The sequence below is a fragment of the Sinomonas sp. T428B genome, from assembly GCF_056780155.1.
In genome coordinates this window covers 3,468,857-3,493,184 of the sequence record NZ_JBRAZR010000001.1, presented here as the reverse complement: position 1 = coordinate 3,493,184, position 24,328 = coordinate 3,468,857, and the positions used below count along the sequence as shown (strand labels likewise).

General features: G+C 73.3%; 19 protein-coding genes, 1 tRNA gene and 1 rRNA gene. 11 read left to right on the top strand and 10 right to left on the bottom strand.

The window, feature by feature from the left end:
- Positions 1 to 102: 102 nt before the first annotated feature.
- From rrf to ACUYMY_RS16125, 4 genes are all read left to right on the top strand, one after another.
- Positions 103 to 219: ribosomal RNA gene (gene rrf, locus ACUYMY_RS16140) — 5S ribosomal RNA — on the top strand.
- Between the two features lie 332 nt (positions 220 to 551).
- Positions 552 to 836, top strand: a complete 285-nt coding sequence (locus ACUYMY_RS16135) for an HU family DNA-binding protein (RefSeq protein ID WP_481704538.1) — start codon at positions 552 to 554, stop codon at positions 834 to 836.
- 142 nt (positions 837 to 978) lie between these two features.
- Positions 979 to 3,186, top strand: a complete 2,208-nt coding sequence (locus tag ACUYMY_RS16130; protein ID WP_481704537.1) for a bifunctional copper resistance protein CopD/cytochrome c oxidase assembly protein — start codon at positions 979 to 981, stop codon at positions 3,184 to 3,186.
- 145 nt (positions 3,187 to 3,331) lie between these two features.
- Positions 3,332 to 5,365 carry an NHL domain-containing thioredoxin family protein gene (locus ACUYMY_RS16125; protein WP_481705082.1) on the top strand — a complete coding sequence of 678 codons (2,034 nt, stop codon included), beginning with the start codon at positions 3,332 to 3,334 and terminating at the stop codon, positions 5,363 to 5,365.
- Between the two features lie 109 nt (positions 5,366 to 5,474).
- On the opposite strand, the gene ACUYMY_RS16120 is transcribed toward ACUYMY_RS16125, so the two are convergent.
- The 4 genes from ACUYMY_RS16120 to ACUYMY_RS16105 all read right to left on the bottom strand — a co-directional run bounded on the left by ACUYMY_RS16120 (position 5,475) and on the right by ACUYMY_RS16105 (position 10,893).
- Positions 5,475 to 6,464, bottom strand: a complete 990-nt coding sequence (locus ACUYMY_RS16120; RefSeq protein WP_481704536.1) for a hypothetical protein — start codon at positions 6,462 to 6,464, stop codon at positions 5,475 to 5,477.
- A gap of 86 nt (positions 6,465 to 6,550) precedes the next feature.
- A complete protein-coding gene (locus ACUYMY_RS16115; protein WP_481704535.1) occupies positions 6,551 to 8,251 on the bottom strand; it encodes a helicase HerA-like domain-containing protein in 1,701 nt (566 codons plus the stop codon).
- A 5-nt stretch (positions 8,252 to 8,256) separates the two neighbouring features.
- Positions 8,257 to 8,778 carry a GNAT family N-acetyltransferase gene (locus ACUYMY_RS16110; RefSeq protein ID WP_481704534.1) on the bottom strand — a complete coding sequence of 174 codons (522 nt, stop codon included), beginning with the start codon at positions 8,776 to 8,778 and terminating at the stop codon, positions 8,257 to 8,259.
- 45 nt (positions 8,779 to 8,823) lie between these two features.
- The gene (locus ACUYMY_RS16105; protein WP_481704533.1) at positions 8,824 to 10,893 is read right to left on the bottom strand and encodes an FAD/NAD(P)-binding protein; all 2,070 of its coding nucleotides are present in this window, start codon (positions 10,891 to 10,893) and stop codon (positions 8,824 to 8,826) included.
- Positions 10,894 to 11,182: 289 nt separating this feature from the next.
- On the opposite strand from ACUYMY_RS16105, the gene ACUYMY_RS16100 reads away from it, so the two are divergent.
- From ACUYMY_RS16100 to ACUYMY_RS16080, 5 genes are all read left to right on the top strand, one after another.
- Positions 11,183 to 12,178 (top strand): amino acid ABC transporter permease, encoded by a 996-nt coding sequence (locus tag ACUYMY_RS16100; protein WP_481704532.1) that lies wholly within the window; start codon positions 11,183 to 11,185, stop codon positions 12,176 to 12,178.
- A complete protein-coding gene (locus ACUYMY_RS16095; protein ID WP_481704531.1) occupies positions 12,175 to 12,987 on the top strand; it encodes an amino acid ABC transporter ATP-binding protein in 813 nt (270 codons plus the stop codon). Before ACUYMY_RS16100 ends, ACUYMY_RS16095 begins: the two co-directional genes overlap by 4 nt.
- 62 nt (positions 12,988 to 13,049) lie before the next feature.
- Positions 13,050 to 14,051: an ABC transporter substrate-binding protein gene (locus ACUYMY_RS16090; RefSeq protein ID WP_481704530.1), complete on the top strand. Its 1,002-nt coding sequence runs from the start codon at positions 13,050 to 13,052 to the stop codon at positions 14,049 to 14,051.
- 55 nt (positions 14,052 to 14,106) lie between these two features.
- Positions 14,107 to 15,219 carry an LLM class flavin-dependent oxidoreductase gene (locus ACUYMY_RS16085; protein ID WP_481704529.1) on the top strand — a complete coding sequence of 371 codons (1,113 nt, stop codon included), beginning with the start codon at positions 14,107 to 14,109 and terminating at the stop codon, positions 15,217 to 15,219.
- Positions 15,216 to 16,535, top strand: coding sequence for an LLM class flavin-dependent oxidoreductase (locus ACUYMY_RS16080; RefSeq protein ID WP_481704528.1), 1,320 nt, complete (start codon positions 15,216 to 15,218; stop codon positions 16,533 to 16,535). The genes ACUYMY_RS16085 and ACUYMY_RS16080 overlap by 4 nt, the downstream gene beginning before the upstream one ends.
- A gap of 74 nt (positions 16,536 to 16,609) precedes the next feature.
- Here the strand turns inward: ACUYMY_RS16080 and ACUYMY_RS16075 are convergent, their stop codons facing one another.
- From ACUYMY_RS16075 to ACUYMY_RS16060, 4 genes are all read right to left on the bottom strand, one after another.
- Positions 16,610 to 17,599, bottom strand: a complete 990-nt coding sequence (locus ACUYMY_RS16075) for an ABC transporter substrate-binding protein (RefSeq protein WP_481704527.1) — start codon at positions 17,597 to 17,599, stop codon at positions 16,610 to 16,612.
- 222 nt (positions 17,600 to 17,821) lie between these two features.
- On the bottom strand, positions 17,822 to 18,757 hold the full coding sequence (locus ACUYMY_RS16070; protein WP_481704526.1) for an AEC family transporter: 936 nt from the start codon (positions 18,755 to 18,757) through the stop codon (positions 17,822 to 17,824).
- A gap of 133 nt (positions 18,758 to 18,890) precedes the next feature.
- Positions 18,891 to 19,316 (bottom strand): aspartate 1-decarboxylase, encoded by a 426-nt coding sequence (gene panD / locus ACUYMY_RS16065; protein WP_481704525.1) that lies wholly within the window; start codon positions 19,314 to 19,316, stop codon positions 18,891 to 18,893.
- A gap of 58 nt (positions 19,317 to 19,374) precedes the next feature.
- Positions 19,375 to 20,226 (bottom strand): LysR substrate-binding domain-containing protein, encoded by an 852-nt coding sequence (locus ACUYMY_RS16060; protein WP_481704524.1) that lies wholly within the window; start codon positions 20,224 to 20,226, stop codon positions 19,375 to 19,377.
- A gap of 136 nt (positions 20,227 to 20,362) precedes the next feature.
- Here ACUYMY_RS16060 and ACUYMY_RS16055 point away from each other — a divergent pair, with 136 nt between their 5' ends.
- Positions 20,363 to 21,679 carry an MFS transporter gene (locus ACUYMY_RS16055; RefSeq protein ID WP_481704523.1) on the top strand — a complete coding sequence of 439 codons (1,317 nt, stop codon included), beginning with the start codon at positions 20,363 to 20,365 and terminating at the stop codon, positions 21,677 to 21,679.
- Between the two features lie 65 nt (positions 21,680 to 21,744).
- Here ACUYMY_RS16055 and ACUYMY_RS16050 read toward each other — a convergent pair.
- Both ACUYMY_RS16050 and ACUYMY_RS16045 read right to left on the bottom strand, forming a co-directional pair.
- Positions 21,745 to 21,818: transfer RNA gene (locus ACUYMY_RS16050), tRNA-Gly, on the bottom strand.
- A 123-nt stretch (positions 21,819 to 21,941) separates the two neighbouring features.
- Positions 21,942 to 22,934, bottom strand: coding sequence for a GlxA family transcriptional regulator (locus ACUYMY_RS16045; RefSeq protein ID WP_481704522.1), 993 nt, complete (start codon positions 22,932 to 22,934; stop codon positions 21,942 to 21,944).
- A gap of 70 nt (positions 22,935 to 23,004) precedes the next feature.
- Here ACUYMY_RS16045 and ACUYMY_RS16040 point away from each other — a divergent pair, with 70 nt between their 5' ends.
- Entirely contained in the window at positions 23,005 to 24,327 is a 1,323-nt protein-coding gene (locus ACUYMY_RS16040) for an APC family permease (RefSeq protein ID WP_481704521.1), read from the top strand.
- The last annotated feature ends 1 nt before the right edge of the window (position 24,328 follow it).

The following is a 24,328-nucleotide window of genomic DNA, read 5'->3' as shown; positions in this document are numbered from 1 at the left end:
CACCAAAAAAGCGGCGGCAGGGCACCACCACACAACCGAACACACTCACGGAACACCGTGACCAGGCTTCCCACCCCCACCCCGGGGGCCGGGACAACGGGTTACGGCGGTCATAGCGTGGGGGAAACGCCCGGTCCCATCCCGAACCCGGAAGCTAAGACCCACAGCGCCGATGGTACTGCACCCGACAGGGTGTGGGAGAGTAGGACACCGCCGGACAACCACTCGGTCGAGCCCCCCAACCACCGGTTGGGGGGCTCCCACATTTAACAGCCCAGCACCAGCGCAAGGCTTGAGCAGCCTCTTGCTGCCGGGAGGCCAGGCCCGCGGCCCGGACCTCCCGTATAGACTGCCGAACCGAGACCACCGGGCTCAGTAGGCGGCTCCAACCGGCCTCCAAAGGCCTCCGGGCACGGCAAAACCCCGAAAAAAGCCCGGAAACACGCGGAATCTGCTGGCCACGAGGGCATTAACTGGTAAGTTTCGGTAGCAGCAGCCTCTGGGCAGACCGCCCAAGGGCTGAGGAACAAAACCAACGTCCAGGAGGACACATGGCTAAGAACCGCAGCGAGCTGGTTGCAGAGGTTGCTGGCAAGACCAGCCTGAGCCAGGCCGCCGTCAACGGTGTGCTCGACGCACTGTTCGAGGTCTTCGAGAGCTCCGTTGCCAGCGGCGAGAAGGTCAGCATCCCGGGCTGGCTCGCCGTCGAGCGCACCGAGCGTGCGGCTCGCACCGGCCGCAACCCGCAGACGGGTGCAGCCATCGAGATCCCCGCCGGCTTCAGCGTCAAGCTGACCGCCGGCTCCAAGCTGAAGGCTGCCGCCTCCGGCAAGTAGAGACCTGCACGTGAGGGGCAGCGGCTGTGGCCGCTGCCCCTCACGGCTTTAACGGACACGACAGGCACGTGGCGACTCCGGGGATGAGGGGCCGCCGCCCGGCCCGGGCGGCGCCGCCCGCGGGGTGGGGGACAATGGATGGGTGCCTCGTACAGCTCTGCCCTCGCGTCCGTCCGGCCTTCCCGTCCAGGGGGCCCCAGGGCTCGGGCGAGCGTGGGGCGTCGCGGCGCTTGCCGTCGCGGTGGCGGCCCTCGTGGCGGCCCTGCTCTTCTCGGGCTCCGCGGCGGCCCGCTCGGTGCTCGACCCCGGGGCCCTCGTCCGGTGGGGCCTGCCGATCGCCAAGACGGCCCTGAACCTCTCGCTCGCGCTCGTGATCGGCGGCCTCGTGTTCGCCGTCGGCATCCTGCCGCGTTTCACGACGCCGCGCTCTGCCCACGATGCGGGCGTGGACGACGGCGACGAGCACCCCGCCTTCTCCCGCGCCCTGCGCATCGCGACCGCCGGGGCGATCGCCTGGACCATGAGCGCCATCGCGGTGCTGGTCCTGACGCACTCCGACCTCGTGGGGCAGCCCCTCTCTGGGAGCCCGGACTACACGAGGCAGCTCGTCTTCTTCATGACGGAGCTCGACGTCGGGCGCGCGTGGTTGGCCATGGTCATCATTGCCGCGACCGTGGCCACGCTCCTGTTCGCCGTCCGCTCGCTCACGGGCCTTGCCCTGACGGGCCTGCTCGCGCTCATCGGCCTCGCGCCGCTGGCCCTCATCGGCCACTCGGCCAGCGCGGGGGACCACGAGGGCGCCATCAACTCGCTGGGGCTGCACCTCGTCGGCGCGTGCCTGTGGGCCGGCGGCATCGGCGTCCTCGTCCTGCTCGGACGCACGATCACCGGCGGGCCGGACGGCCGGGGCGACGCCCCGCCGTCGTCCGCCCGGCCAGGCACGGCCCAGCCGGACCCAGCCCAGCCCCGGACCGTGCAGCGTGCCGTCGACGCGACCGAGCCCGCGCTGCGCCGGTTCTCGGCGCTCGCGCTCTTCGCCTTCCTGCTCGTCGTCGCCTCCGGCATCATCAACGCCGCGGTGCGCCTGCCGAGCCCGGCCGACCTCCTCGGCTCGGCGTACGGGCAGATCATCCTCGCGAAGACCCTGCTCGCCCTGGTGCTCGGCGGCGTCGGGTTCATGCACCGCCGGTGGGTCATCCCGCAGCTGGGCCGCGGCGCGTCCGCGCGCCGGGTGCTGTGGCAGCTCGTCGGCGTCGAGGCAATCGTCATGGGCGCCGTGTCCGGGCTCGCCGTCGCCCTCTCGCGCTCCGCCCCGCCCGAGCCCACGAGCTACGCCCCGGACGCCTCGCCGGCGTTCATCCTCACGGGCTACGAGCTCCCGCCCGACCTCACGGCGTCCCGCTGGCTGACCGAGTGGCGCCCGGACTGGATCTGGGTGACGGTGGTGCTCGTCGGCGTGGTCACGTACGCCCTCGGCCTGGCCAAGGTGACCCGCCGCGGGGACGGCTGGCCGTGGGCCCGCGCGGTGAGCTGGTTCGTCGGCCTCGTCGTCCTGACCTACATCACGTCCGGGCCGCCCGCCGTCTACGGCCGGGTGCTCTTCTCGGCGCACATGGTGGACCACATGATGCTCACGATGGTCGCCCCGCTGTTCCTCGTGCTCGGCTCGCCCGTGACGCTCGCGCTCAAGGCCCTCGCACCCCGCCGCGATGGGAGCCGCGGCCTGCGCGAGTGGCTCCTGACGTTCGTCCACTCGAAGTTCTCCCAGCTCGTGACGCACCCGCTGTTCGCGGCGGCGAACTTCGCCGGCTCGATCATCCTCTTCTACTACTCCGACCTGTTCGGGTTCGCGATGCGGGAGCACGTGGGCCACGAGCTCATGAACCTGCACTTCCTGCTCACGGGCTACATCTTCGTCCTGAGCATGATCGGCTCGGACCCGCTGCCCCGGCGGGCGCCGTTCCCGCTGCGGCTCCTGCTGCTGTTCGCGACGATGGCCTTCCACGCGTTCTTCGGCGTCGCGATCATGGGCTCGAACATCCTGCTCGAGGCCTCCTACTTCGGCAACCTCGGCCGGACGTGGGGCCCGAGCGCGATCGCCGACCAGCAGGCCGGCGGGGGAATCGCGTGGGGGATCGGCGAGCTCCCGACCCTGTCCGTCGCGATCGGCGTGGCCATCCTGTGGTCCCGCTCCGACGCCCGGGAGACCAAGCGCCGCGACCGGGCCGCGGACAGGGACAACGACGCCGAGCTGGCCGCCTACAACGCGATGTTCTCCCGCCTCGCAGAGAGGGACGGCCTGGCGGACAGGACCGGCAGGGGCAAGCGCCCGGAACAAAGCCCGGAATAATGGGGTTGACCCAAGAAGTGCCGCGCCCCGACGCCCGATGCGCGGCGAACGACCACCACGACGCGACGCCCAAGGAGGGTCCGTGACCGCAGAGTCCGCAGAAGCCACAGCGACCGAGGCAGCAGCGACTGGGGCCTCGGGGGCCATGAGGGCCAGCCAGCGCGTCCGCGCGAGCGAGCTCGCGGGGCGCGCGTGGCTCAACACGGGCGGCAAGGAGCTCGACCTCGCGGCGCTGCGCGGCAAGATCGTGCTCCTGGACTTCTGGACGTTCTGCTGCATCAACTGCCTCCACGTCCTCGACGAGCTGCGCCCCCTCGAGGAGGAGTACCACGACGTCCTCGTCACGGTCGGCGTCCACTCGCCCAAGTTCGAGCACGAGGCCGACCCGGTCGCCCTCGCCGCCGCCGTCGAGCGCTACGAGATCCACCACCCGGTCCTCGACGACCCCGAGCTGCTCACGTGGCAGGCCTACACGGCGCGCGCGTGGCCGACCCTCGTTGTCGTCGACCCCGAGGGGTACATCGTCGCGCACCTCTCCGGCGAGGGGCACGCGGGCGGGCTCAAGGTCCTGCTCGAGGAGCTCGTCGCCGAGTACGAGGCCAAGGGCACGCTCCACCGCGGCGACGGCCCCTACGTCGCGCCCGAGCCCACCGCCGGCACGCTCCGGTTCCCGGGCCAGGCCGTGCCGCTCGAGAACGGCAACTACCTCGTCGCCGACACGGGCCACCACCGCCTCGTCGAGCTCCGCCCCGACCTCGCGACGGTCGAGCGCGTCATCGGTTCCGGCGCCAAGGGCTTCCAGGACGGCCGGGCCGAGGTCGCCCAGTTCAATGAGCCGCAGGGCGTCGCCGTGCTCCCGGCCTCCATTGCGTGGCAGACGGGCTACGAGGCCGTCGTCGCCGACACCGTGAACCACCGCCTCCGCGGCGTCACGCTCAGCTCGGGTTCCGTCCAGACCGTGGCCGGCAACGGCGTCCAGCGGCTCCTCGACGCCGGCCCCGCGCGGGTCAACGGTGACGGCGCGGGGACGTGGGCGAGCCCGGCGAAGGTGGCGCGGGAGGTCCATGCCGACGAGCCGGAGGGGACCGCCCCTCACGACGTCTACGCGGGCGACGCCGAGGACATCGGCTACCTCGGCCACGGCCCCAACGTCTCCCTCTCCTCGCCGTGGGACGTCGTGTGGAGCGAGAAGCTGCAGAAGGTCGTCGTCGCGATGGCCGGCACGCACCAGATATTCACCTTCGACCCGCTCTCGGGCGAGGTCGCGATCCTCGCAGGCTCGGGCCTCGAGGGGCTCCTCGACGGCCCGGGGCCGAGCGCGTGGTTCGCGCAGCCGTCCGGGCTCGCCGTCGACCCGTCCGGCGACCTCTGGGTCGCGGATTCCGAGACGTCGGCCCTGCGCCGGATCAAGCTGGGCGAGACGGGGCGGAACGGGGACGTCACGGTGGAGACCGCCGTCGGCCAGGGCCTCTTCGACTTCGGCTTCCGTGACGGCGAGGCCTCGGCCGCGCGCCTCCAGCACCCGCTCGGCGTCGCCGTCCTGCCAGACGGCTCGGTGGCCATCGCGGACACGTACAACGGCGCGGTGCGCCGCTACGACCCCGCCGGAGGCAAGAACGGACACTGCGGCGCCGGGACCGTCTCGACGCTCGCGCGCGGGCTCGCGGAGCCGGCCGACGTCGTCGTGATCACCCCCGCAGAGGGTGGCGAGCCGCTCCTGCTCGTGACCGAGACGAACCGCCACGAGCTCGTGCTCGTGCCGATCCCCAAGGACGCCCAGCAGGTCGACGAGGGCGAGCGCCAGACACAGCGCCCGCGCACCGCCGTCGCGGCGGGGCCGCTCGAGCTGACCGTCCGCTTCGCCGCGCCGACCGGGCAGAAGCTCGACGACCGCTGGGGCGACCCGACGCAGCTCAAGGTCTCCTCGACCCCGCCCGAGCTCCTGCTCGCGGGCTCCGGCACGTCCCAGGGCCTGCTCCGCACCGTCGAGCTCAACCCCGAGGTCGCCGAGGGCGTCCTGCACATCACGGCGCGGGCCGCGGCCTGCGACGGCGCCCCGGGCGAGGAGATCCCCGACCACGCCGCGTGCCACCTGTACCAGCAGGACTGGGGCATCCCGGTCACGCTCCAGGAGGGCGCCGAGTCGGCCCTGACCCTCGACCTGCGCGGCATGGACTGAGTGGCGGGCCCGGGCCTGCCGCCCGGGTTGCCGCGGACGACGGCGGGCCGGTCACCTCGGGTGACCGGCCCGCCGTCGTGCTTCCCGGCACGCGTCGAAGGGGCGCCGGCTACCCGAGCTGCGGGGTGACCGTGATGGAGTTCTCGGCCACGGTGAGCCGCGCCGAGAAGGTGTAGTCGAGCTCCTTCTGCACGGGCGTGACGGCGCCGGTGAACAGGTCGATCTGGCGGGCCGTGAGCTTGGCCTTCCCGGTCAGGGGCGCGACGACCCAGCGGCCCTCGAACGGCTCGACAGCGACCTTGGGGTACTCGGAGACCGCCCACGAGATGGTGCCGTCCTGGATGCGCGAGTTCGTGGCGAACGAGAACGGGCAGTCCGGCTGGAGGCGCTGCTGCTTCGTGGCCTGGGCGGCGCAGCCATCGAGGTACTCGCGGACCTTGGCCTCGATGGCGGAGACGAGCTGCGGGGTCGCCTTCGTGGCGAGGTTCAGCTGGGTGCCGCTGCCGCGGCCGCTCACGACGACGCCGCGCGGCTCGGCGGCGAAGTTCTCGCCCGGGAGGGAGCCCACGTAGGAGCCCGGGAAGAAGACGGGGAACGAGTTCTTGCCGGCGGGCATGTTGACCGGGACGCCGTTGAGCGTCGCCCGGTCCGAGTTGACCACGGTGGCCTGGAGCGTGGGCAGCGTGCCGGGCACGATCGACCAGCGCGGGAAGAACAGCCAGTCGGTGCCGGTGCGCTCGAGCTCGAACACGCTCTCGTGCTGCGATCCGTCCACGGTGTAGGAGACGGCGACCGAGGCGCGGTCGCCGTCGGCCTTCGTCGTCTCGTAGGAGATGTCCTTCACGCGGGACATCGCGTCCTGGAGGGGGGCGCCGCCGAGGAGGGCCGGGCTTCCCGGGGGGACCTGGGCCCGCAGGATCCCGAGCGCGTGGCCGCCGTCCCCGGCCTCGAGGGCTGCGATGTAGCTGCGCACGGGCTGGGCCGGACCGGCCACCGTGCTCTTCACAACCGTGATGGCGACGACCGAACCCACGATCGCCAGGACCAGGGCCAGCAGCCACGCGGCCGCGATCCTGATGAGGGCTGGACTCGTCTGCACGCGCCCCACCCTACCCAAACACGGGTGGAGACCCCGATTCAGTGTCGCGGGGCGGGCTTGACCTGCTCGCGCCGCGGGCCGGGTCGCTAGCGCCGGCGGCGGCGCCGGGAGGCCGTGCCGAACATGCCGCGCATGAGCTCGCGCCCGAGCTGCGTCCCGACCTGGCGGGCCATGGACCTGAGCCCGCCGCCGAGCGCCCCGCCGAGCGCGCCGACGACGTCGTCGAGCATCCCGCCGTCGGGGGTCCCACCGTCCCGCGCTCCGCCGTCGCGCCGATCCTGCTGCCGGGGCTCGAGGCTCGGCGAGGGCAGCGGCGGGGGCGGGAGCGGCGCGCCGGCGCCGGGCTGGGTTGACGGCGGGGCGGACGGCCGGGTCGCCGCCTCCTGCGGGGCGGCCTCCCGCGCCGCGATCTGCTCCTTCAGCTTCTCGAAGGCGGTGACGTTGTCGACGGCGGCCCCGTACCGGGGCGCGAGGGGCGAGGCCTGCACGGCGGACGCGACGAGGGCGGGGTCGGCGGGTCCCATCCTGGACTCGGGGGCGCGCAGCCGCGTGAGCGCGACGGGGGTCGGGGCGCCCCTCTCGTCCATGACCGTGACCACGGCCTCGCCGATGCCGGCCGAGGTCAGGACCTCCTCGAGGTCGTAGTCGCTGACCGGGAAGGTGGAGACGGTGGCCTTGAGGGCCTTGGCGTCCTGCGGGGTGAAGGCGCGCAGGGCGTGCTGGACCCGGTTCGCGAGCTGGCCCAGGACCTCGGCGGGGACGTCCCGCGGGGTCTGCGTGACGAAGAAGATGCCCACGCCCTTGGACCGGATGAGCCGGACCGTCTGGGTGATCGCGTCGAGGAAGGCCTCGCTCGCGTCGTCGAAGAGCAGGTGGGCCTCGTCGAGGAAGAACACGAGGCGGGGCTTGTCGGCGTCGCCCACCTCGGGCAGCTCCTCGAACAGGTCGGCGAGGAGCCACATGAGGAAGGTCGAGAAGAGCAGGGGCTGGCCCGCCAGGCGCGGAAGCTCGAGGCACGTGACGACGCCGCGCCCGTCCTCGGCCGTGCGCAGGAGCTCCGCCGTGTCGAACTCGGGCTCGCCGAAGAACTTCTCCATGCCCGCGGCCTCGAGGGCCACGAGCTCGCGCAGGATCACCCCGGCGGTGGCCCGCGAGAGGCCGCCGAGCTCGGCGAGGGCGGGCTTGCCCTCGTCCGAGGTCAGGAACTGGATGACGGCGCGCAGGTCCTTGAGGTCCACGAGCTCGAGCCGGTTCCTGTCCGCGAAGTGGAAGACGAGCTGCAGGCTCGACTCCTGGGTCTCGTTGAGCCCCATGACCCGCGAGAGCAGGATCGGGCCGAAAGACGTGATGGTCGCCCGGACCGGGACGCCGGTGCCCTCGCCGCCGAGGGCGAGGAAGTCGACGGGGAAGGCCGAGGGCTTCCACTCCTGCCCGAGGGCCCGGGTCCGGGCGAGGAGCTTCTCGCTGGCCTCGCCCGGGGCCGCGAGGCCGGAGAGGTCGCCCTTGATGTCCGCGAGGAACACGGGGACGCCCGCGGCGGAGAGCTGCTCGGCGATCATGTGCAGGGTCACCGTCTTGCCCGTGCCGGTCGCGCCGGCGACGAGGCCGTGGCGGTTCATCATGGCCAGCGGCAGCCCGACCTGCGCCTCGGGGCGGACCTCGCCGTCGATGATCGCGGCGCCGAGCGCGATCGCCGGCCCCTCGAAGGTGTAGCCCTCCCGGAGGGCGGTTAGCCTCTCCTCGGTGCTCTTCCCGCCAGTCTCCGCCGCGCCGCGCCTCTGAGCCATGGGGCTCAGCCTAGTGCGCGGCCCCGTCGAGACAGAGACTTGCCGAAGGCCAGGTGCAGGAGCTCCTCGGGGTCGGCGTCGAGGTCGAAGAGGGGCGTGTACCCGGCGGCGAGGTAGAGGGCCTTGGCCTCCGGCTGCCGCGGGCCCGTGGTGAGGTAGAGGCGCTCGTAGCCGCGGGCCGCGGCGGCGTCCTCGAGCGCGGCGAGGACGGCGCGGCCGAGGCCCCGGCGGCGGTGGTCCTCGTGCGTCCAGATGCGCTTGAGCTCGGCCGTGCGCTCGTCGTAGCGCCGGAAGGCACCTCCCGCGACCGACTCGCCGTCCTCCTGGATGACGAGAAGGACGCCGTGCGGGGCCGCGAACTCCTCCGCCGGGTGGCGGGTCAGCTCGTTCTCGGCGCCCGCGTCCTTCCCGTGGTATTTCTCCCCGTAGCGCGCGGAGTACTCGGCGTACAGGCCGTCGAGGACGGGCCGGACGCGGGGGTCGTGCATGCCCAGCGAGAGGATCGTGCGGGCGGGGGCGAGGGCCATGGTTCGTTCCTCCTGAGGGTGAGCCTGCGGTGTCAGCCCGCGGGGTCAGCCCGCGAGCGGGTGGAGAAGCGCGACGGCGGCGGCGAGCCGCGCGGGGGAGTCGACGTCGTCGCGCTGGGTCCACTGGGAGCGGGGCCGGGCCGCCGAGAGCGTGCGCAGCAGGGTGCGCGCGAGGGCGTCCGTCTCCCGGAAGGGCGCGGCGTTGCTGCGGGGCCGGGCGAACGCCCCCGCGCCCCAGCTCGAGGTGCCCGCGCCGACGGCGAAGAGCCAGCCGGACGCCGGCCCGACCGCGCGGGAGTCGGCCGCGACGAGGAGCCTCCCGGTCCCGGCCCTGCCCTCGGTGGCGTCGAGGAGCTGCTCCTGGACGAGGCTCTCGGCCACGAGCGAGGTCAGGAGCGGGTTCGCCGAGCGCCGCACGGCGGGCCCGGGGAGGCGGGCCTCGACGAAAGCGTCGGCGCTCGCCGTGACGGTCCCGCCGGCCGCGCTCGCGCGGAACAGGCTGGAGGCCTCGTCGGCGCGGACCGTCAGGTCCGGCCCGAGGAAGCGCAGGAGCCCCGCGCGCTCGAGCGCGAGCAGCTCCCGCAGGCGGAAGGCCGGCGGCCCCGAGTCGACGAAGCTGAAGAAGCCGTGCCACCATCCGCACACGATCCGCTGCGAGTCCGGCGTGAGCCGGTCGAGCGGGACGAGACGGCCGAGCTCCATGTAGGCGCGCAGGATCCCGAGGAACAGCCCGAGCGTCTCGCTGTGCTCGCCCGAGTCGCGCAGGCGCAGGTCCCGGAGGATGTGGCGCACGACGGCGAGATGGGCGCGCGCGGGGGCGTCGCCGTCGTGCGCGGCGCCGGGGGAGCGCGCGGCGAGCTCCTCGGCGAGCCCGGCGAGGGGCCGGTCGAGGGCCTCGAGGTCGATCCGGTCCTCAGGGTCCGGCACGGCCGCGGCCACGAGGGCGGCGCGCTCGGGGCTGCGCCAGGGAGCCGCGGCGAAGCGCTCGGAGAACTCGGCCCACGGCAGGGCGATCCGGTGCGGGTGGCCCGTGAACAGCTCGCGGTAGGAGGCGTACTCGGCGTCGGAGGCGATGAGCGGCCACAGGTGCTGGCCGAAGTCGAGCTGCTCCTGCTGGGCGAGGAGGCCCGCGACGGCGTCCGCGGTCAGGAAGCGCAGCGGGCCGGGGGCCTCGCCCTGCAGCGCGCCGCGGACCTTCGAGTGGTAGGGCACGCCGCGGCGGGAGCCGGCCAGGAGCCGGGGCTCGCGGCCGGACGGCTCGTAGCGCAGCGCGCCCTCCTCGGGCCCCGCCGCCGGGTCGGGGACGAACCGGCCGCCGCGGCCCTCGAACAGCATGACCACGAGGTCCACGAAGGCCAGACCGAGCCCCGAGACGATGACCTCCCGGCCGGGGGTGAGGGCGGAGAGGTCGAGCTCGGTCGTGTAGCCCGGGCCGACGAAGGCGAGGCCGTGGCGCTCCGCGAACGCCGCATAGTCCGACGACGGGGCCGGGACCTCGGCGTCCGTGTGTCCGAGGGCCAGGAGCACGGCGTCGGCTGCGAGGCGCGTGCCGCCCGCGAGGCGCACGACGGCGGCGCCCGGCCGGGCGGGCCCCTCGCCGGCCTCGATGCCCGCGGCCGTGTCGCGGTGCACCCGCACCCGGACGCCGCGGGCCTCGAGCGAGCGCGCGGCCCGGCGGAAGAACCACTCGAGGTACAGGCTCGCGAGCAGGCGCGTGGGGAAGCTGGCCTCGTCGAGCCCGGCGGCCTCGGCGGCCAGCCCGGGGTTGCCGGCGAGGGCCTCGAGCAGCTCGGCGTCGGCGTAGCGGCCCGCGCGCGGGCCGGCGAGCGACTGCGCCCACTCGAGCAGGCTCGGGCCGTCCACGGCGGGGCCGTCGCACTCGACCGAGGCGTCCGTGAAGCACGTGATGTCCACGGCTCGGGAGTTGAGCGTGACGAGGGGCGACTGGTCGCGCCGCCAGATGCGGCCCGAGCCCGGCGCGTGCGGCTCGACGACGTGCACCTCGAGCCCGGGGCACTGCGGCGCCCCGCCGCCGGCCGGGAGGTTCGCGGCGAGGCGCTCGAGCAGCATGGCCGCACGGGGACCGCCGCCGATGACGGCGAGGACGGGGCTCATGGCGTCTCCTTCCGCGTAGATGGCGGGCCCGAGGGGGTCGTCGGGGCCCTGGTCCTGCCACGCTAGGCCCCGGGGCAGGGGCCTTCCAGCGGCAGGAAATCAGGGGTCACGGCCGTTCACGGCGGGTCATCATGACGCCGTATTTCCGAACGTGACGCTTCATATCGGGCCGTGACGCGGCGCGTCGGGGTCCGTTGAGGGCTCCTGGCGGCGGCTCTTAGATTGAGGGCTCAAGCGCCCCGGAGTCACGGGAGCCGGCAATCCCCGAGAGAACTGAGGAGGACCGCCCATGTCCGCCGCACCGCCCACGCTGCTCGAGCCGGCCGGGGCCGCCCTCCCGCCGTCGTGCCCGCCCGCCACCGCCGAGGCGAGCGGCCCCGACTACTCGGGGTTCGCCGTCGTGCCCGCCCGCCACCCGCTGCGCTGGGCGGGGACCGCCGTCGTCGGCCTCCTCGTCGCGGGGGTGCTGTGGAGCCTCGTGGCGAACCCGCGCTGGGAGTGGGGCGTCGTCGCGCAGTGGTTCACGGCGCAGTCCGTCCTCGCGGGCCTGGCCGAGACGCTCAAGCTGACGGCCATCTCGGGGGCGCTCGGCTTCGTGCTCGGGTTCGTCCTCGCGCTCATGCGGCTCTCGTCCTCGCCGCTGCTCGTCTCGGTCTCGTGGACGTTCTCGTGGATCTTCCGGTCGACGCCCCTGCTCGTGCAGCTCCTGCTCTGGTACAACCTCGGCTACCTGTACGAGAGGATCAGCCTCGGCATCCCCTTCACTGACGTGCGGTTCTTCGAGGCGCAGACCACGACGCTCATCAGCCAGTTCGCCGCCGCCGTCCTGGGCCTCACGCTCAACCAGGCCGCATACTCGGCGGAGATCATCCGCGGCGGCATCCTCTCGGTGGACCAGGGCCAGCTCGAGGCGGCCGCGGCGCTCGGCATCCCCGTGTGGCGCCGCTCGACGCGGATCGTGCTCCCGCAGGCCATGCGGGCCATCCTGCCGACGGCGTTCAACGAGATCATCGGCCTCGTCAAGGGCACTTCGATCGTCTACGTCCTCGCGTACTCCGAGCTGTTCTACACCGTCCAAGTCATCTACAACCGCACCCAGCAGGTCCTGCCGCTCCTGCTCGTCGCGACCGTCTGGTACGTCGTCATCACCTCCGTGCTCTCGGTCGCGCAGTACTACATCGAGCGGCACTACGCCCGCGGCGCCGTCCGCACGCTCCCGCCGACCCCGCTCGAGCGCGCCCGCCGCTTCTTCGCCACCCACGCACCCCTCAGGAGCACCCGATGAGCACCGTTCCTCCCAGCCAGGCCCAGCCCACCCGCGGGCTCGTCGAGGCGGTCGGCGTCCGCAAGTCGTTCAACGGCACGGAGGTGCTCAAGGGGGTGACGCTCACGGTGCGGCCGGGGGAGGTCGTGGTGATCCTGGGCCCGTCCGGCTCGGGGAAGTCCACGCTCCTGCGGACCATCAACCACCTCGAGAAGCTCGACGGCGGGTACGTCGCCGTCGACGGCGAGCTCGTCGGCTACCGCCCGGGGCACGGGAAGCTGCACGAGCTGCGCGAGAAGGACATCCTCGCCCAGCGCGCGGAGATCGGCTTCGTGTTCCAGAACTTCAACCTGTTCCCGCACCTCACGGCGCTCGAGAACGTCGCCGAGGCGCCTATCTACGCCCAGCGCCGGCCCAGGGCCGAGGCGATTCGGCGGGCGCGCGAGCTCCTCGACCGCGTCGGGCTGGCCGACCGGGCCGGCGCGTACCCGCGCCAGCTCTCCGGCGGGCAGCAGCAGCGCGTCGCGATCGCGCGGGCCCTGGCCCTCGACCCGAAGGTCGTGCTCTTCGACGAGCCGACCTCGGCGCTCGACCCCGAGCTCGTCTCCGAGGTCCTCGAGGTGATCCGGGGTCTCGCGAGCTCGGGGACCACGCTCATCGTCGTCACGCACGAGCTCGGCTTCGCCCGCGACGTCGCCGACCGCGTCGTGTTCGTGGACGACGGCGTGATCGTCGAGGAGGGCACGCCCGAGCAGATCTTCACCGAGCCGCGCGAGGAGCGCACGCGCGCGTTCCTCTCGAAGGTCCTCGAGCCGACGTTCCAGATCTGACCCCGCATCGCAGGGAGGTGACCCCGGATCTCTCGTTCCAGCCAGAAAGGCTTGCCCGCACCATGAAGAACCCCAGCGCCCCGGCGCGCCGCGTCCGCACGGCCCGCCCCGCCGTCGTCCTCGCCACCCTGCTTGCCGCGGCCGCCGCCCTCAGCGCGTGCGCGGATCCCGGCGCCCAGGCCACGGCGCCGAGCACGGCGGCGAGGAACGGCGTCGTCTACAACCTCTCCCCGGACCAGCAGCGCATCCGCGCCGAGAAGGACCCGGCGCTCGCCGCCGAGGTCCCCGCAGCGATCGCCGCCGACCGCAAGCTCACGGTCGCTACGACCGGCGGGTCGCTCCCGCTGAGCTTCCAGGCGACGGACAACCGGACGCTCATCGGCGTCGAGGTGGACCTCGCGCAGCTCGTCGCGGACAAGCTGGGCCTCGAGCTCGACCTGCAGCAGACCTCCTGGGAGAACTGGCCGCTCAAGACCCAGTCCGGCGACTTCGAGGCGGTGTTCTCGAACGTCGGCATCAATGCCGCCCGCGCGCAGCTGTTCGACTTCGCGACGTACCGCGCCGCGTACATGGGCTTCGAAGCGAAGAAGGACTCCGGCCTGACGGTCAGCGGCGCGGACGACATCTCGGGCAGGAAGGTCTCGGTGGGCTCCGGCACGAACCAGGAGAAGATCCTCCTCGCATGGAACAAGGACCTCGAGGCCCGCGGCAAGGCCCCCGCCGAGCTGCAGTACTACTCCTCGGACGCGGACACGATCCTGGCCCTCGCCTCGGGCCGCACCGACCTCAACCTCGGCCCGTACCCCACGGTCGTGTACCGGGAGAACACGCGCGACGACCTCAAGGTCGTGGGCAAGGTCAACGCCGGCTGGCCCAAGGAGACCCTCGTCGCCGCCACGACCCTGCGCGGCAACGGGCTCGCCGTGCCCATCACGCACGCGCTCAACGCCGCGATCGCGGACGGCACCTACCGGCAGGTCCTCGACCGCTGGGGCCTCGGCGACGAGGCGCTGCCCGAGTCCGCGACCGTGACCGCGGAGACGCTCGCGCAGGCGGGCTCCTGATGCGCCCAGCGACCGCGACTGGCCAGATCGCAGACCACGAGAGAGGAAGTGCAGCATGACACAGCGAGGCATCATCGGCATCGACCTCGGCGACGGCCACCCCGCGGCGTGGCGCCTCGGCCGGCCCGCCACCGAGGGGGAGGAGGCACAGCGCCCCGGCGAGGTGCCCGCCTTGGGTGCGGCCGCCGTCGTGCGCGAGGTGCTCGACGCCGAGTCCACCGGCTTCCACTTCGCGACCCTGCCCGACGCCGCCCGCGCGCCGCTCGCGGCGCCGCGCGCCGACGCCGTCCAGCGCGCCGCCCTCGCCGCGCCGCACACGCGCACGATCGCGCTCGTGCCGGAGGTCGACGCCGTCGCCTCCGAGCCGTTCCACGTCTCGACCCAGCTCGCGAGCCTCGACTACATCAGCTACGGGCGCGCCGGCTGGCTCGTCGCTGCTGACGGCTCCGCCCCGCGGCTCGCGGCCCTCGGGCGCGGCCCGCTCGGGGGCGACGACGTGCTGGACGAGGCGTCCGACGCCGTCGAGGCCGCCCGGCGCCTGTGGGACACGTGGGAGGACACGGCCGAGATCCGGGACGTGGCCACGGGCCGGTACCTCGACGCCGACCGCGTCCACTACGCCGACTTCCGCGGGCGCTCATTCTCGGTCAAGGGGCCCTCGATCATCCCGCGCCCGCCCCAGGGGCAGCTGCCCGTCCTCGCCCCCTACGGCCTGGTGCCGGCGGGGCAGGCCGACGTCCTGCTCGTCTCCGCGCCCGCGGGGGATCTGCTCGTCACCGAGGCCGCCTCGGCCCGCGAAGCGTTCCCCGAGCACATCGTCGTGGCCGAGCTCGACGTGGTCCTCGATGCGCGGGGGCGCTCGGGCGCGGACCGGCTCGCCGAGCTCGACGCGCACGGCGCGTGGGAGTCGCCGCACGCGCTCTTCGCCGGCGGCCCGCGCGAGCTCGCCGACTACCTCGGCGAGCTGCTCGCCGTCGCCCACGGGGTCCGCGTGCATCCGGCGCTGCTCGGCGTCGACCTTCCCGAGCTCGCCCAGCTCGTCCTGCCGGAGCTGCGCCGGCGCGGGCGCCTCGCCCCCGTGAACGCCGACGCGCCCTTCCGCCACGTCCTCGGCCTGCGCCGCCCGCCGAGCCGCTACGCCACGACCCGTGCAGGAGGCACCCGATGAGCATCCACCCCGACTTCACCCCGAGCGGCAGCCTGCAGTTCGGCGTCTTCTTCCAGGGCGTCAACTCCGGGACCGTCTGGAAGCTGCCGCAGTCCGGGTCCCAGACGGACTTCCAGTCCTTCCGGCGCGTCGCCCAGACCGCCGAGCGCGGGCTCTTCGCCGCGTTCTTCCTCGGGGAGGGCCTGCGGCTGCGCGAGCACCTCGGCCGCGTGCACGAGCTCGACGTCGCCGGGCGGCCCGACGCGCAGACCATGCTCGCCGCGCTCGCGGGCGTCACGAGCAGGATCGGACTCGTCGCGACGCAGAACACGACGTACAACGACCCGGCGGACCTCGCCGGGCGGCTCGCCTCGCTCGATGCGCTCTCGGGCGGGCGCGCCGCGTGGAACGTGGTCACGACGGACAACGCGTGGACCGGGGAGAACTTCCGCCGCGGCGGGTACCTCGACCACGCCGACCGGTACCGGCACGCCGAGGCGTTCGTGCGGTTCGCGAAGGAGTTCTGGGCCGCCGAGCCGGGCCGGCGCGTCCTGCACTCGGGCCAGCACTACAGCATCGACACGACCGCTCGCCTGCCCCGCAGCCCCCAGGGCCGGCCCGTGCTGTTCCAGGCCGGCGACTCGGCCGAGGGGCGCGACTTCGCGGCCCGCCAGGCCGACGTCGTCTTCTCCGCGCACCCCGGGTTGGACGACGCCGTCGCGTTCCGCCGCGACCTCGTCGAGCGGACGCTCGCGGCCGGGCGCAGGCCCGAGGAGCTCAAGATCATGCCGGCGAGCGAGTTCGTCCTCGCGCCCACCTCGGCCGAGGCGCGGGAGAAGCTCGTGTGGCTGCGCGAGCTCCAGATCGGCCCGCAGCAGGCCCTCGCGTACCTCGAGCAGTTCTGGGGCCGCTCCCTCGCCGAGTACGACCCCGACGGGCCGCTGCCCGATATCGACCCCGTGGTCGAGACGACCTCCGAGACGCGGGGGAGCGGGTTCCATGGCGCCAAGGCGCGCGAGCTCGCGGCGGCGTGGCGTGCCGAGGCGGCCGATCAGGGCCTGACGATCCTCGACTTCGTGCGGCAGCGCAACGCCCGGGGGGCGCGCAGCATCGTCGGCTCGTACACCGAGGTCGCGGACCTCCTGGCCGAGTACGCACGGGTGGGGGCCGTGGACGGGTTCAACATCTCGCCATGGCTCATCCCGAGCGGCCTCGACGAGATCGTCGACCGGCTCGTCCCCGAGCTCCAGGAGCGGGGCGTCTACCCGACCGAGTACGCGGGCACGACCCTCCGAGAGCACCTCGGCCTCCCGGCCCCGGAGCGCAGCAGGGTCTGACTGACCCCGCAAGCAGGGGGAAATGACCCCTCAACGGATCTCCGCTGAGGGGTCATTTCCCCTACGTTCCGGGGTCACTTCTTGGGCAGGCCCGGCGGGTTGAGCTCGGAGTGGGGGATGGCCTCGGACCCGAGGCCCCAGCGGTCGAGGATCTGGGCGTACGCGCCGTCGTCGATGAGCCGGTTGAGGGCAGCCTGGGCCGCGGCAGCGAGCCCGTTGCCCTTCTTCGTCGTGAAGGCGATCTCCGCCTTGAGCGGCCACCCGCCCTCGAGCGTCCCGACCACCTTGGTCTTCCCGTCGAGCGCCGCCTTGTACGCGGCGCCGGCGTTCGGGCCGAAGGTGAGGTCCGCGCGCCCGGACTGGATCGCGAGCGAGGACGCGGAGTCGTCGTCGTAGTACTGGAACTCGACCGGGGCGAGGCCGGCGGCCCTGTTCTGCTCGTCCCAGCGGACCAGGATCGCCTCCTGGTTGGTCCCCGAGCCGACGATGATGCGCTTCCCCGCGACGTCCTTTGGCTCCTTGACCTCCGTGATCGCCGAGTCGCTCTTCGCGTAGAAGCCGAGGAGGTCGTTGCGGTAGCTCGCGAAGTCGAACTTCTCCTTGCGAGCCTCGGTGACGGTCACGTTCGAGAGGACCGCCTCGTACTTGCCCGATTCGACGCCGAGCGGCCAGTCCGCCCAGGCGACCGGCACGACCTCGACCGTGAGGCCGAGCGTCTCCGCGACGGCGTACGCGATGTCCACTTCGTTGCCGATGAGCGTTGTGTTGTCCGTTGCGCGGAACGAGAGCGGCGCCGTGCCGCCGGTCGTCGCAACGGTCAGCTTCCCGTCCGCCTTCACGGCGTCGGGCACGAGGGCGGCCGCGGCGTCGTCCTTCTCCACCGTGATGCGCTGCTGGTCCGCGGTGAGGTTGAAGGTCTTCCCCGCGACGCTCGCCGTGGCGGACGCCGGACTCGCCTGCGCGCCCGGGTCGGCGCAGGCGCTGAGGCCGACGACGGCGAGCAGCGCCGTCGTCGAGAGCGTCGCCGCGGGCGTGGCGAGGGGATGGATGCGGGATCGTGCCATGGTGTTCCTCCGGGTGCTCGTGCGGCCGATCCGACCGCAGTGGGCACCACTGAACACGGCAGCGCGTGACGGCGCCAAAGCGCCGGGACGCAGAGGGACACCCGGCGAAACCGGCGGAAACCCGGGGAAACGGGGAGTCATGCGACGCCTTGGGGAGTCAGGGTGCAGGCGCGATTGCACCTCTTGAGCGACTGACCCCGCATCGTTGGGAGGTGACCCGCGTCAGGCGAGCAGCGCCGCCATGACGGCCATCGCGGGCACGGCCACGACGGTCGTGATGAGCACGGTGTCCTTCGCGACGACGAGGCCCTCCTGGTACCGCTGCGCGGCGATGTAGATGTTCTGCGCCGTGGGCAGGGCCGCTGTGACGACGGCGGCGAAGAGCGCGTGCCCCTCGATGCCGAGCGCGAAGCGGGCGAAGACGAACGCGATGAGCGGGTGCACGACGAGCTTGAGCGTCGTCGCGAGAGCCGTGTCGAGGCGCCGGCCGTCCGCGGCCCGGAAGGGACGAGAGCCGTGCAGCGAGATGCCGAAGGCGATGAGCATCGCGGGGATCGCCGCGCCGCCGATGAGGTGGATCGGCTGCATCACGAGCTCTGGCAGCTGCCAGCCGGTCGCGGCCAGGAGGAGCCCGATCATCGACCCGATGATCGTCGGGTTCGTCACGATGGGGAGCACGAATTGGAGCACGCGCGCCCACCCGGGCTTCGCCGTCGTCGTCGTGCCGTCGAGGACGAGGAGGAACGACGGCGTGAACAGCGCGAGCTGGAAGATCAGCAGGGGCGCGACGTAGCTGGCATCGCCGAGGACGAAGACCGAGATCGGGATGCCGAGGTTGGCCGAGTTCGCGACGGAGGCGCTCATCGAGGCGATGAGCGCCTCGGGCGTCCGGCGCCGCCGCCACCAGCGGAACACGACGAGCGCGATGAGCGCGACCGCCGTCGCGCTCACGGCGATGACGAGCAGGTGGGTCGAGAAGATCGTGCTGAGGTCCGCCCCGGCGAGGGTCTCGAGCAGGAGGGCCGGGCTCGCGACGAAGAACGCGAGCCGGCTCAGCACGCGTTGCGCGCCCTCGCCGAGGACGTCCCGGCGGGCGCAGAACCAGCCGACGGCGATGATCGCCCAGACCACCGAGAAGCCCGCGAGCACGCCTAGCAAAAGCGTGCTCCGCGGACACGGGTGAGGAATCGCTTTCCGGGGGTCACGGCACCAGCCTAGTGGGCTGCGTCGGCGGGCTGGCCCGCGTGTGACGGACCTCGCGGGCGGGCGGCTGGGACCGGACGGGCAGCGGCTAGTTCAGGTGCGCCTGGATCGCGAAGGGCGGCCGGAGCAGGCCCGAGTCGAGGCCCTCGGCCGGGTCGACGCCGAGCTCGACGATGCGGTTGGCCGCGTCCACGTGCACGACGGTCGGCACGAACTCGCGCGCCTCCTCGGAGCTCATCGACGCGTAGCTGATGAGGATCACGAGGTCGCCCTCGTGGACGAGGTGGGCGGCGGCACCGTTGATGCCGATGACGCCGGAGCCGCGCTCGCCCGCGATCGTGTAGGTCTCGAGGCGCGCGCCGTTCGTGACGTCGACGATCGAGACGAGCTCGCCGGGGAGGATGTCGGCAGCATCGAGCAGGTCCAGGTCGACGGTGACCGAACCCACGTAGTGCAGGTCAGCGTGCGTGACCGTGGCGCGGTGGATCTTGGACTTGAACATTGTGCGGTTCATCGCGCACAGTTTACTCCCGCAGCCCCCGGAGCACTGTGGCGCACGCCTCATGCACGCCTCACGGCCGGGTGAGGGAGCGGCCCATGATCGCCTCGGTGAGCGCGTCCACGGCCTCGGAGTTCGCGAGCGGGTTGCGGATGAGGGTGAAGTCGACGTCGCCGACCGGCGGGAGGTCGAAGCGGTGGGTGATGATCGCGAGGTCGTCCGGGACGAGCGTCGTGGGCATGACGCCGATCCCCAGCCCCGCGCGGATCGCCGCGAGGACGCCGGCGATCTGCTTCGTGCTGCACGTGACCTTCCACCTGCGCCCGCTCGCCTCGAGCGCTTGGATCGCGAGGGTGCGGGACAGGCTCGGGGCCGGGTAGACGACGAGCGGGACCGGCTCTGCCGGGTCGAGGGCCGTCTGCTCGACGCCGACCCACGAGAAGACGTCGTGCCGCACGACCGTGCCTTCCTGGGCCCCGGCGACCCACTTGATGAACACGAGGTCGAGCTGGCCGGACTTGAGCCGGCGGTGCAGGTCGTCGCTCTGGCTCACGGTGAGCTCGAGGTTCAGCTGGGGGTAGGCGCGGCGGAACTCGCGCAGGATCCGCGGCAGGCCCGTGATCGCGAGGTCGTCGGCCGTGCCGAAGCGCAGGCGCCCGCGCATCGCCGAGCCGCGGAAGTAGCGCGCCGCGTCGTCGTGCGCGGAGAGGATGGTTCGCGCGAACCCGGCCATCGCGTCGCCGTTGTCCGTGAGCCGGACGCCGTGGGTGTCGCGGATGAGCAGGATCCGCCCGGCGGCCTTCTCGAGCTTCGCGACGTGCTGGCTCACCGTGGGCTGGGCGAGGCCGAGCCTCTCCGCGGCGAGCGTGAAGCTCAGGTTCTCCGCGACGGCGAGGAAGCTGCGCAGGTGGGCAGGCTCGAACATGCCCCCATCCTCCGCGGAATGCATTGCGGAAGGCAATAGCTGTTAGTTGGCAAATAACCTTCCGCAATGGTTTGCCTGCTGCCTAGCGTGGGGAGGTCGACTCTAACGCACACCCCGCACGAGACCAGGACTCACAGTGACCACGCCCAGCCCCGCCCTGCCCTCAACTGTTTCCCATCCCGCCCAGCCCGCCATCCCGCCCACCGGACCGATCGCCGTCGTCCACGAGCGCCTCCCTTGGCGGCACACGTTCATCTCGCTCAGCGTCCGCAACTTCCGGCTCTTCGCCGCCGCCCATTTCGTCGCCGTCATCGCGCTGTGGATGCAGCGCATCGCGCAGGACTGGCTCGTCCTCGAGCTCTCGGGCTCAGTCACCGCCGTCGGCGTGACCGTGGCGCTGCAGTTCCTGCCGGTGCTCGTCCTCGGGCCGTGGGGCGGGCTCATGGCGGACCGCTTCTCGAAGCGCCGCCTCCTGCAGGTCTGCGCGCTCGGCGCCGCCTCCTGCGCGGCCGCTCTCGCGGCCCTCGCGCTCACGGGGACCCTCGAGGTCTGGCACGTCTACGCGATCGCGCTGGTCCTGGGCCTCGTCACGGTGCTCGACCAGCCCGCACGCCAGGTGTTCGTCAACGAGCTCGTGGGGCCCACCTACCTGCGCAACGCGATCAGCGTGAACTCGACGACCTTCCAGCTCGGTGCCCTCATCGGCCCGGCGATCGCGGGCTGGCTGCTCACCGCCGTCGGCGGCGGGTGGGCCTTCGCGGTCAACGCCGCCGCGTGCCTGCTCACCGCGACGATGCTCTCCGCCCTGCGCCGCGACGAGCTCGTCGTCGCCCCGCCGACGCCCAAGGCCAAAGGCATGCTGCGCGAGGCCTTCGGGTACGCGTGGCGGAAGCCGACGATCCGCTGGCCCTGGGCCATGGCCGGCGTCGTGGCGGTCTTCGCGATGAGCCTGCCCGTGCTGCTCGCGGCCTACGCGGACCACGTCTTCTCGGTCGGGCCGGCCGGATACGGCCTGCTCAACACGATGGTCGCGGTCGGGGCCGTGCTCGGCGCGATCGCCTCGGCCCGGCGCGTGCGGCTGCAGCTGCGCACGGTCGTGCTCGGCGCGGGCCTGTACGGCGCGATGCTCGCCGTCGCCGCCTACGCGCCCTCGCTCCCGCTGTTCTGCGCGCTCGTCGCCGCCTCCGGGTTCTGTGCGCTCATGTTCCTCACGTCCGCGAACCAGCTCGTGCAGACGAGCGCCAACGTCGGGATCCGCGGCCGGGTCATGAGCCTGTACACGATGGTGCTCATCGGCGGGCAGGCGTTCGGCGGCCCCATGATCGGCTGGCTCGCCGAGCACTGGGGCGCTCACCCGGCGATGCTCGTGGCCGGCGGCGTGCCGGCCCTCGCCGCCGCGGTCCTCGCCCTGTGGCTCAGGCGGAGCGGGCTGCGGCGGCGCGCGGTGAGCTGAGCGCCCCGGGTGACGTGCATGTTGGGGCACGAGAAAACCCCCGGTCCTGGGAACCGGGGGTTCCGTGGAGCGGCTGACGGGAATCGAACCCGCGTATCAGGCTTGGGAAGCGTGCGCTCTACCATTGAGCTACAGCCGCGCTGCCCCTGAGGGCACAACCCAGCTTACAACACCCGGGGGAGTGGTTCGCGCAATTCCTCCCGGTTCACGCGCGCGTCGCCGCGGCCCGCGCCCACGGGACGGCGACGGCGAGCCGGGCGCCTCAGGCGGGCGCGCGCCGTCGTGCGCTGCGGTACTCAGACGGGGACATGCCCACCGTTCGCGCGAAGTGCTGGCGCAGGTTCGCCGCGCTGCCGATGCCCGCGCGCTCGGCGATGCGCTCGACCGGCAGCGACGTGGTCTCGAGCAGGCGGCGCGCGGCCTCGAGCCGGCGCTCGAGGAGCCACTGCGTGGGCGAGGTCCCGGCCACCGCCTCGAACCGCCGGTAGAGCGTGCGCCGGCTCATGCGCGCGCGGCGGGCCATCGCGTCGGGGCCGATGGGCGCGTGCAGGTTGCGCTCGGCCCAGTCCATGGCGTGCCGCACCGGATCCGGCGGGAGCGCCCGGCCCACCGACTCGAGGTACTCCGACTGCGCCGCGCCCCGCCGCTCGGCGACGACCATGCGCCGCGCGACGCTGCGCGCGACGTCGTCGCCGAAGTCCTCGCGCACGAGGTGCAGGCACAGCTCGACCCCGGCCGCCGTGCCGGCGCTCGTGAACACGCCGGCCTCGGCCGTGAAGAGAACGTCGCGGCGCAGCCGGACCGCGGGGAAGGATGCCTCGAAGTCGTCCCAGTTCATCCAGTGCGTCGTCGCGTCGCGGCCGTCGAGCAGCCCGGCCTGGGCCAGGAGGTACGCGCCCGAGCACAGCGACGCGATCCGCGCCCCGCGGGCCGCGGCCGCGCGCAGCTCGTCCAGGAGCGGCTCCTGGGCAGCGCGGTCCACCTGGAGGCTGCGCTCGCACGCGGGCACAACGATCGTGTCCATTTCCCGCAGCGCCTCGAGCGGCGCGGCGGACGACGGCGCGAGGCCACCCGCCGTCGTGATCTCGCCGGGCTCGCCACGCACCATCGTGAGCTCGTACCACGGGTCGTGGAGGTCCGGCCGGGCGATACCGAAGACCTCGCACGGAATCGCGAGCTCGAAGAGCGGGAGGTTGTCCGTGAGGACGAGTCCCACGCGGTGGGCGAGCGCGCCCGGGCCTGCTGAATCCTGCATGGCACAAATCTAGCGCTGATCGGCACGCGGCGCACTCGTTCCGCGCGGCCCGGGTTCCTAGCGTGGAGGCATGAGCGCCGAGACGAGTCCGAGGGTCCTGTCCGCCGACACGGGAGCAGCGCAGGGGGCACCGGGCGCCGCACTTGACACGGCCGGCGGGGCCGCGGGCGGAGGGACCCTCGGGCGGGTCCGCGGGCTGGCCTACTACCTCGGTGCGGTGCTCGGCACGGGCGTCATCGCCCTCCCGGCCCTCTCGTACCGCGCGGCCGGGCCCGCGAGCCTCGTGGCGTGGGCGGCCCTCGTGGCCGCCTCCGTGCCGATCGCCTGGACGTTCGCCTCGCTCGGGCGCCTGCTCCCAGACGCGGGCGGCGTCTCGACCTACGTACGCCGCGCCTTCGGCGACTACTGGGCCACGGCCTCGGGCTGGTGGTTCGCGTTCACGATCCCGCTCGGCATCCCCGCCTCGGCGCTCTTCGCCGGCCAGTACGCCGCGCACGCCCTGGGCGCCCCGCGCTGGGCGGCCGTGGCCGTCGCGGCCGCGATCACGGCGGCCGTGCTCGGGTCCGTGTGGGCGGGCGTGCGGACCTCGTCGGCGCTCCAGCTCGGCCTCGCTGGCACGATCCTCGTGGTCCTCGTCGTCGCCGTCGCGGCCGGTCTGCCGCACGCCGACCCCTCCCGGCTCGAGCCCATCGGCCTGTCCGGGTGGGGCTCGGTCGCGTCGTCGCTCGCGCTCATCGTGTGGGCCTTTGCCGGCTGGGAGGCCATGAGCTACCTCGGCGGGCAGTTCCGCGACCCGCGGCGGGACCTCGGCGTCGTGACCGCGGCCGCCCTCGCCGTCGTCGGCGTCCTGTACCTCGCGCTCGCGGCCGTGTCCGTCCTCGCGCTCGGCGAGGGCGCCGGCGGCGAGGCGCCGCTCGCGTCCCTGCTCGAGTTCGCCGTCGGGCCCGCGGCCCCCGCGCTCACGGCGGGGCTCGCCGTCGTGCTCACCCTCGGCGTGCTCACGAGCTACGCGACGGGCGCCGCGGAGCTGGCCCGGTCCCTCGGCGAGGCCGGGTCGCTGCCCGCGTGGTTCGGCCGGGGCCGGAACGGGCTGGCGGCCGTCACGGCCTTGAGCGCCGGGGCGCTCGGCGTCCTCGCGGTGGGCCCGGATGCGACCGAGGTGCTCGTCCGGCTCGTCACGGCGGCGATCGTCGCGGTGTACGTCGCGGGCCTCGCCGCGGCCCTGCGGCTCCTGCCGGGGAGGGGCCAGCGGGCCGTCGCGGGGCTCGGCCTCGCCGCCGTCGTGGGCCTGGCCCTGAGCGCGGGGGCATTCCTCGCGTGGCCGCTCGTGCTCGCCCTCGGCGCCGCGCTGTGGCACCGGCCGCGGGGCCGGCGTCGGCGAGCCTTGCCCTGAC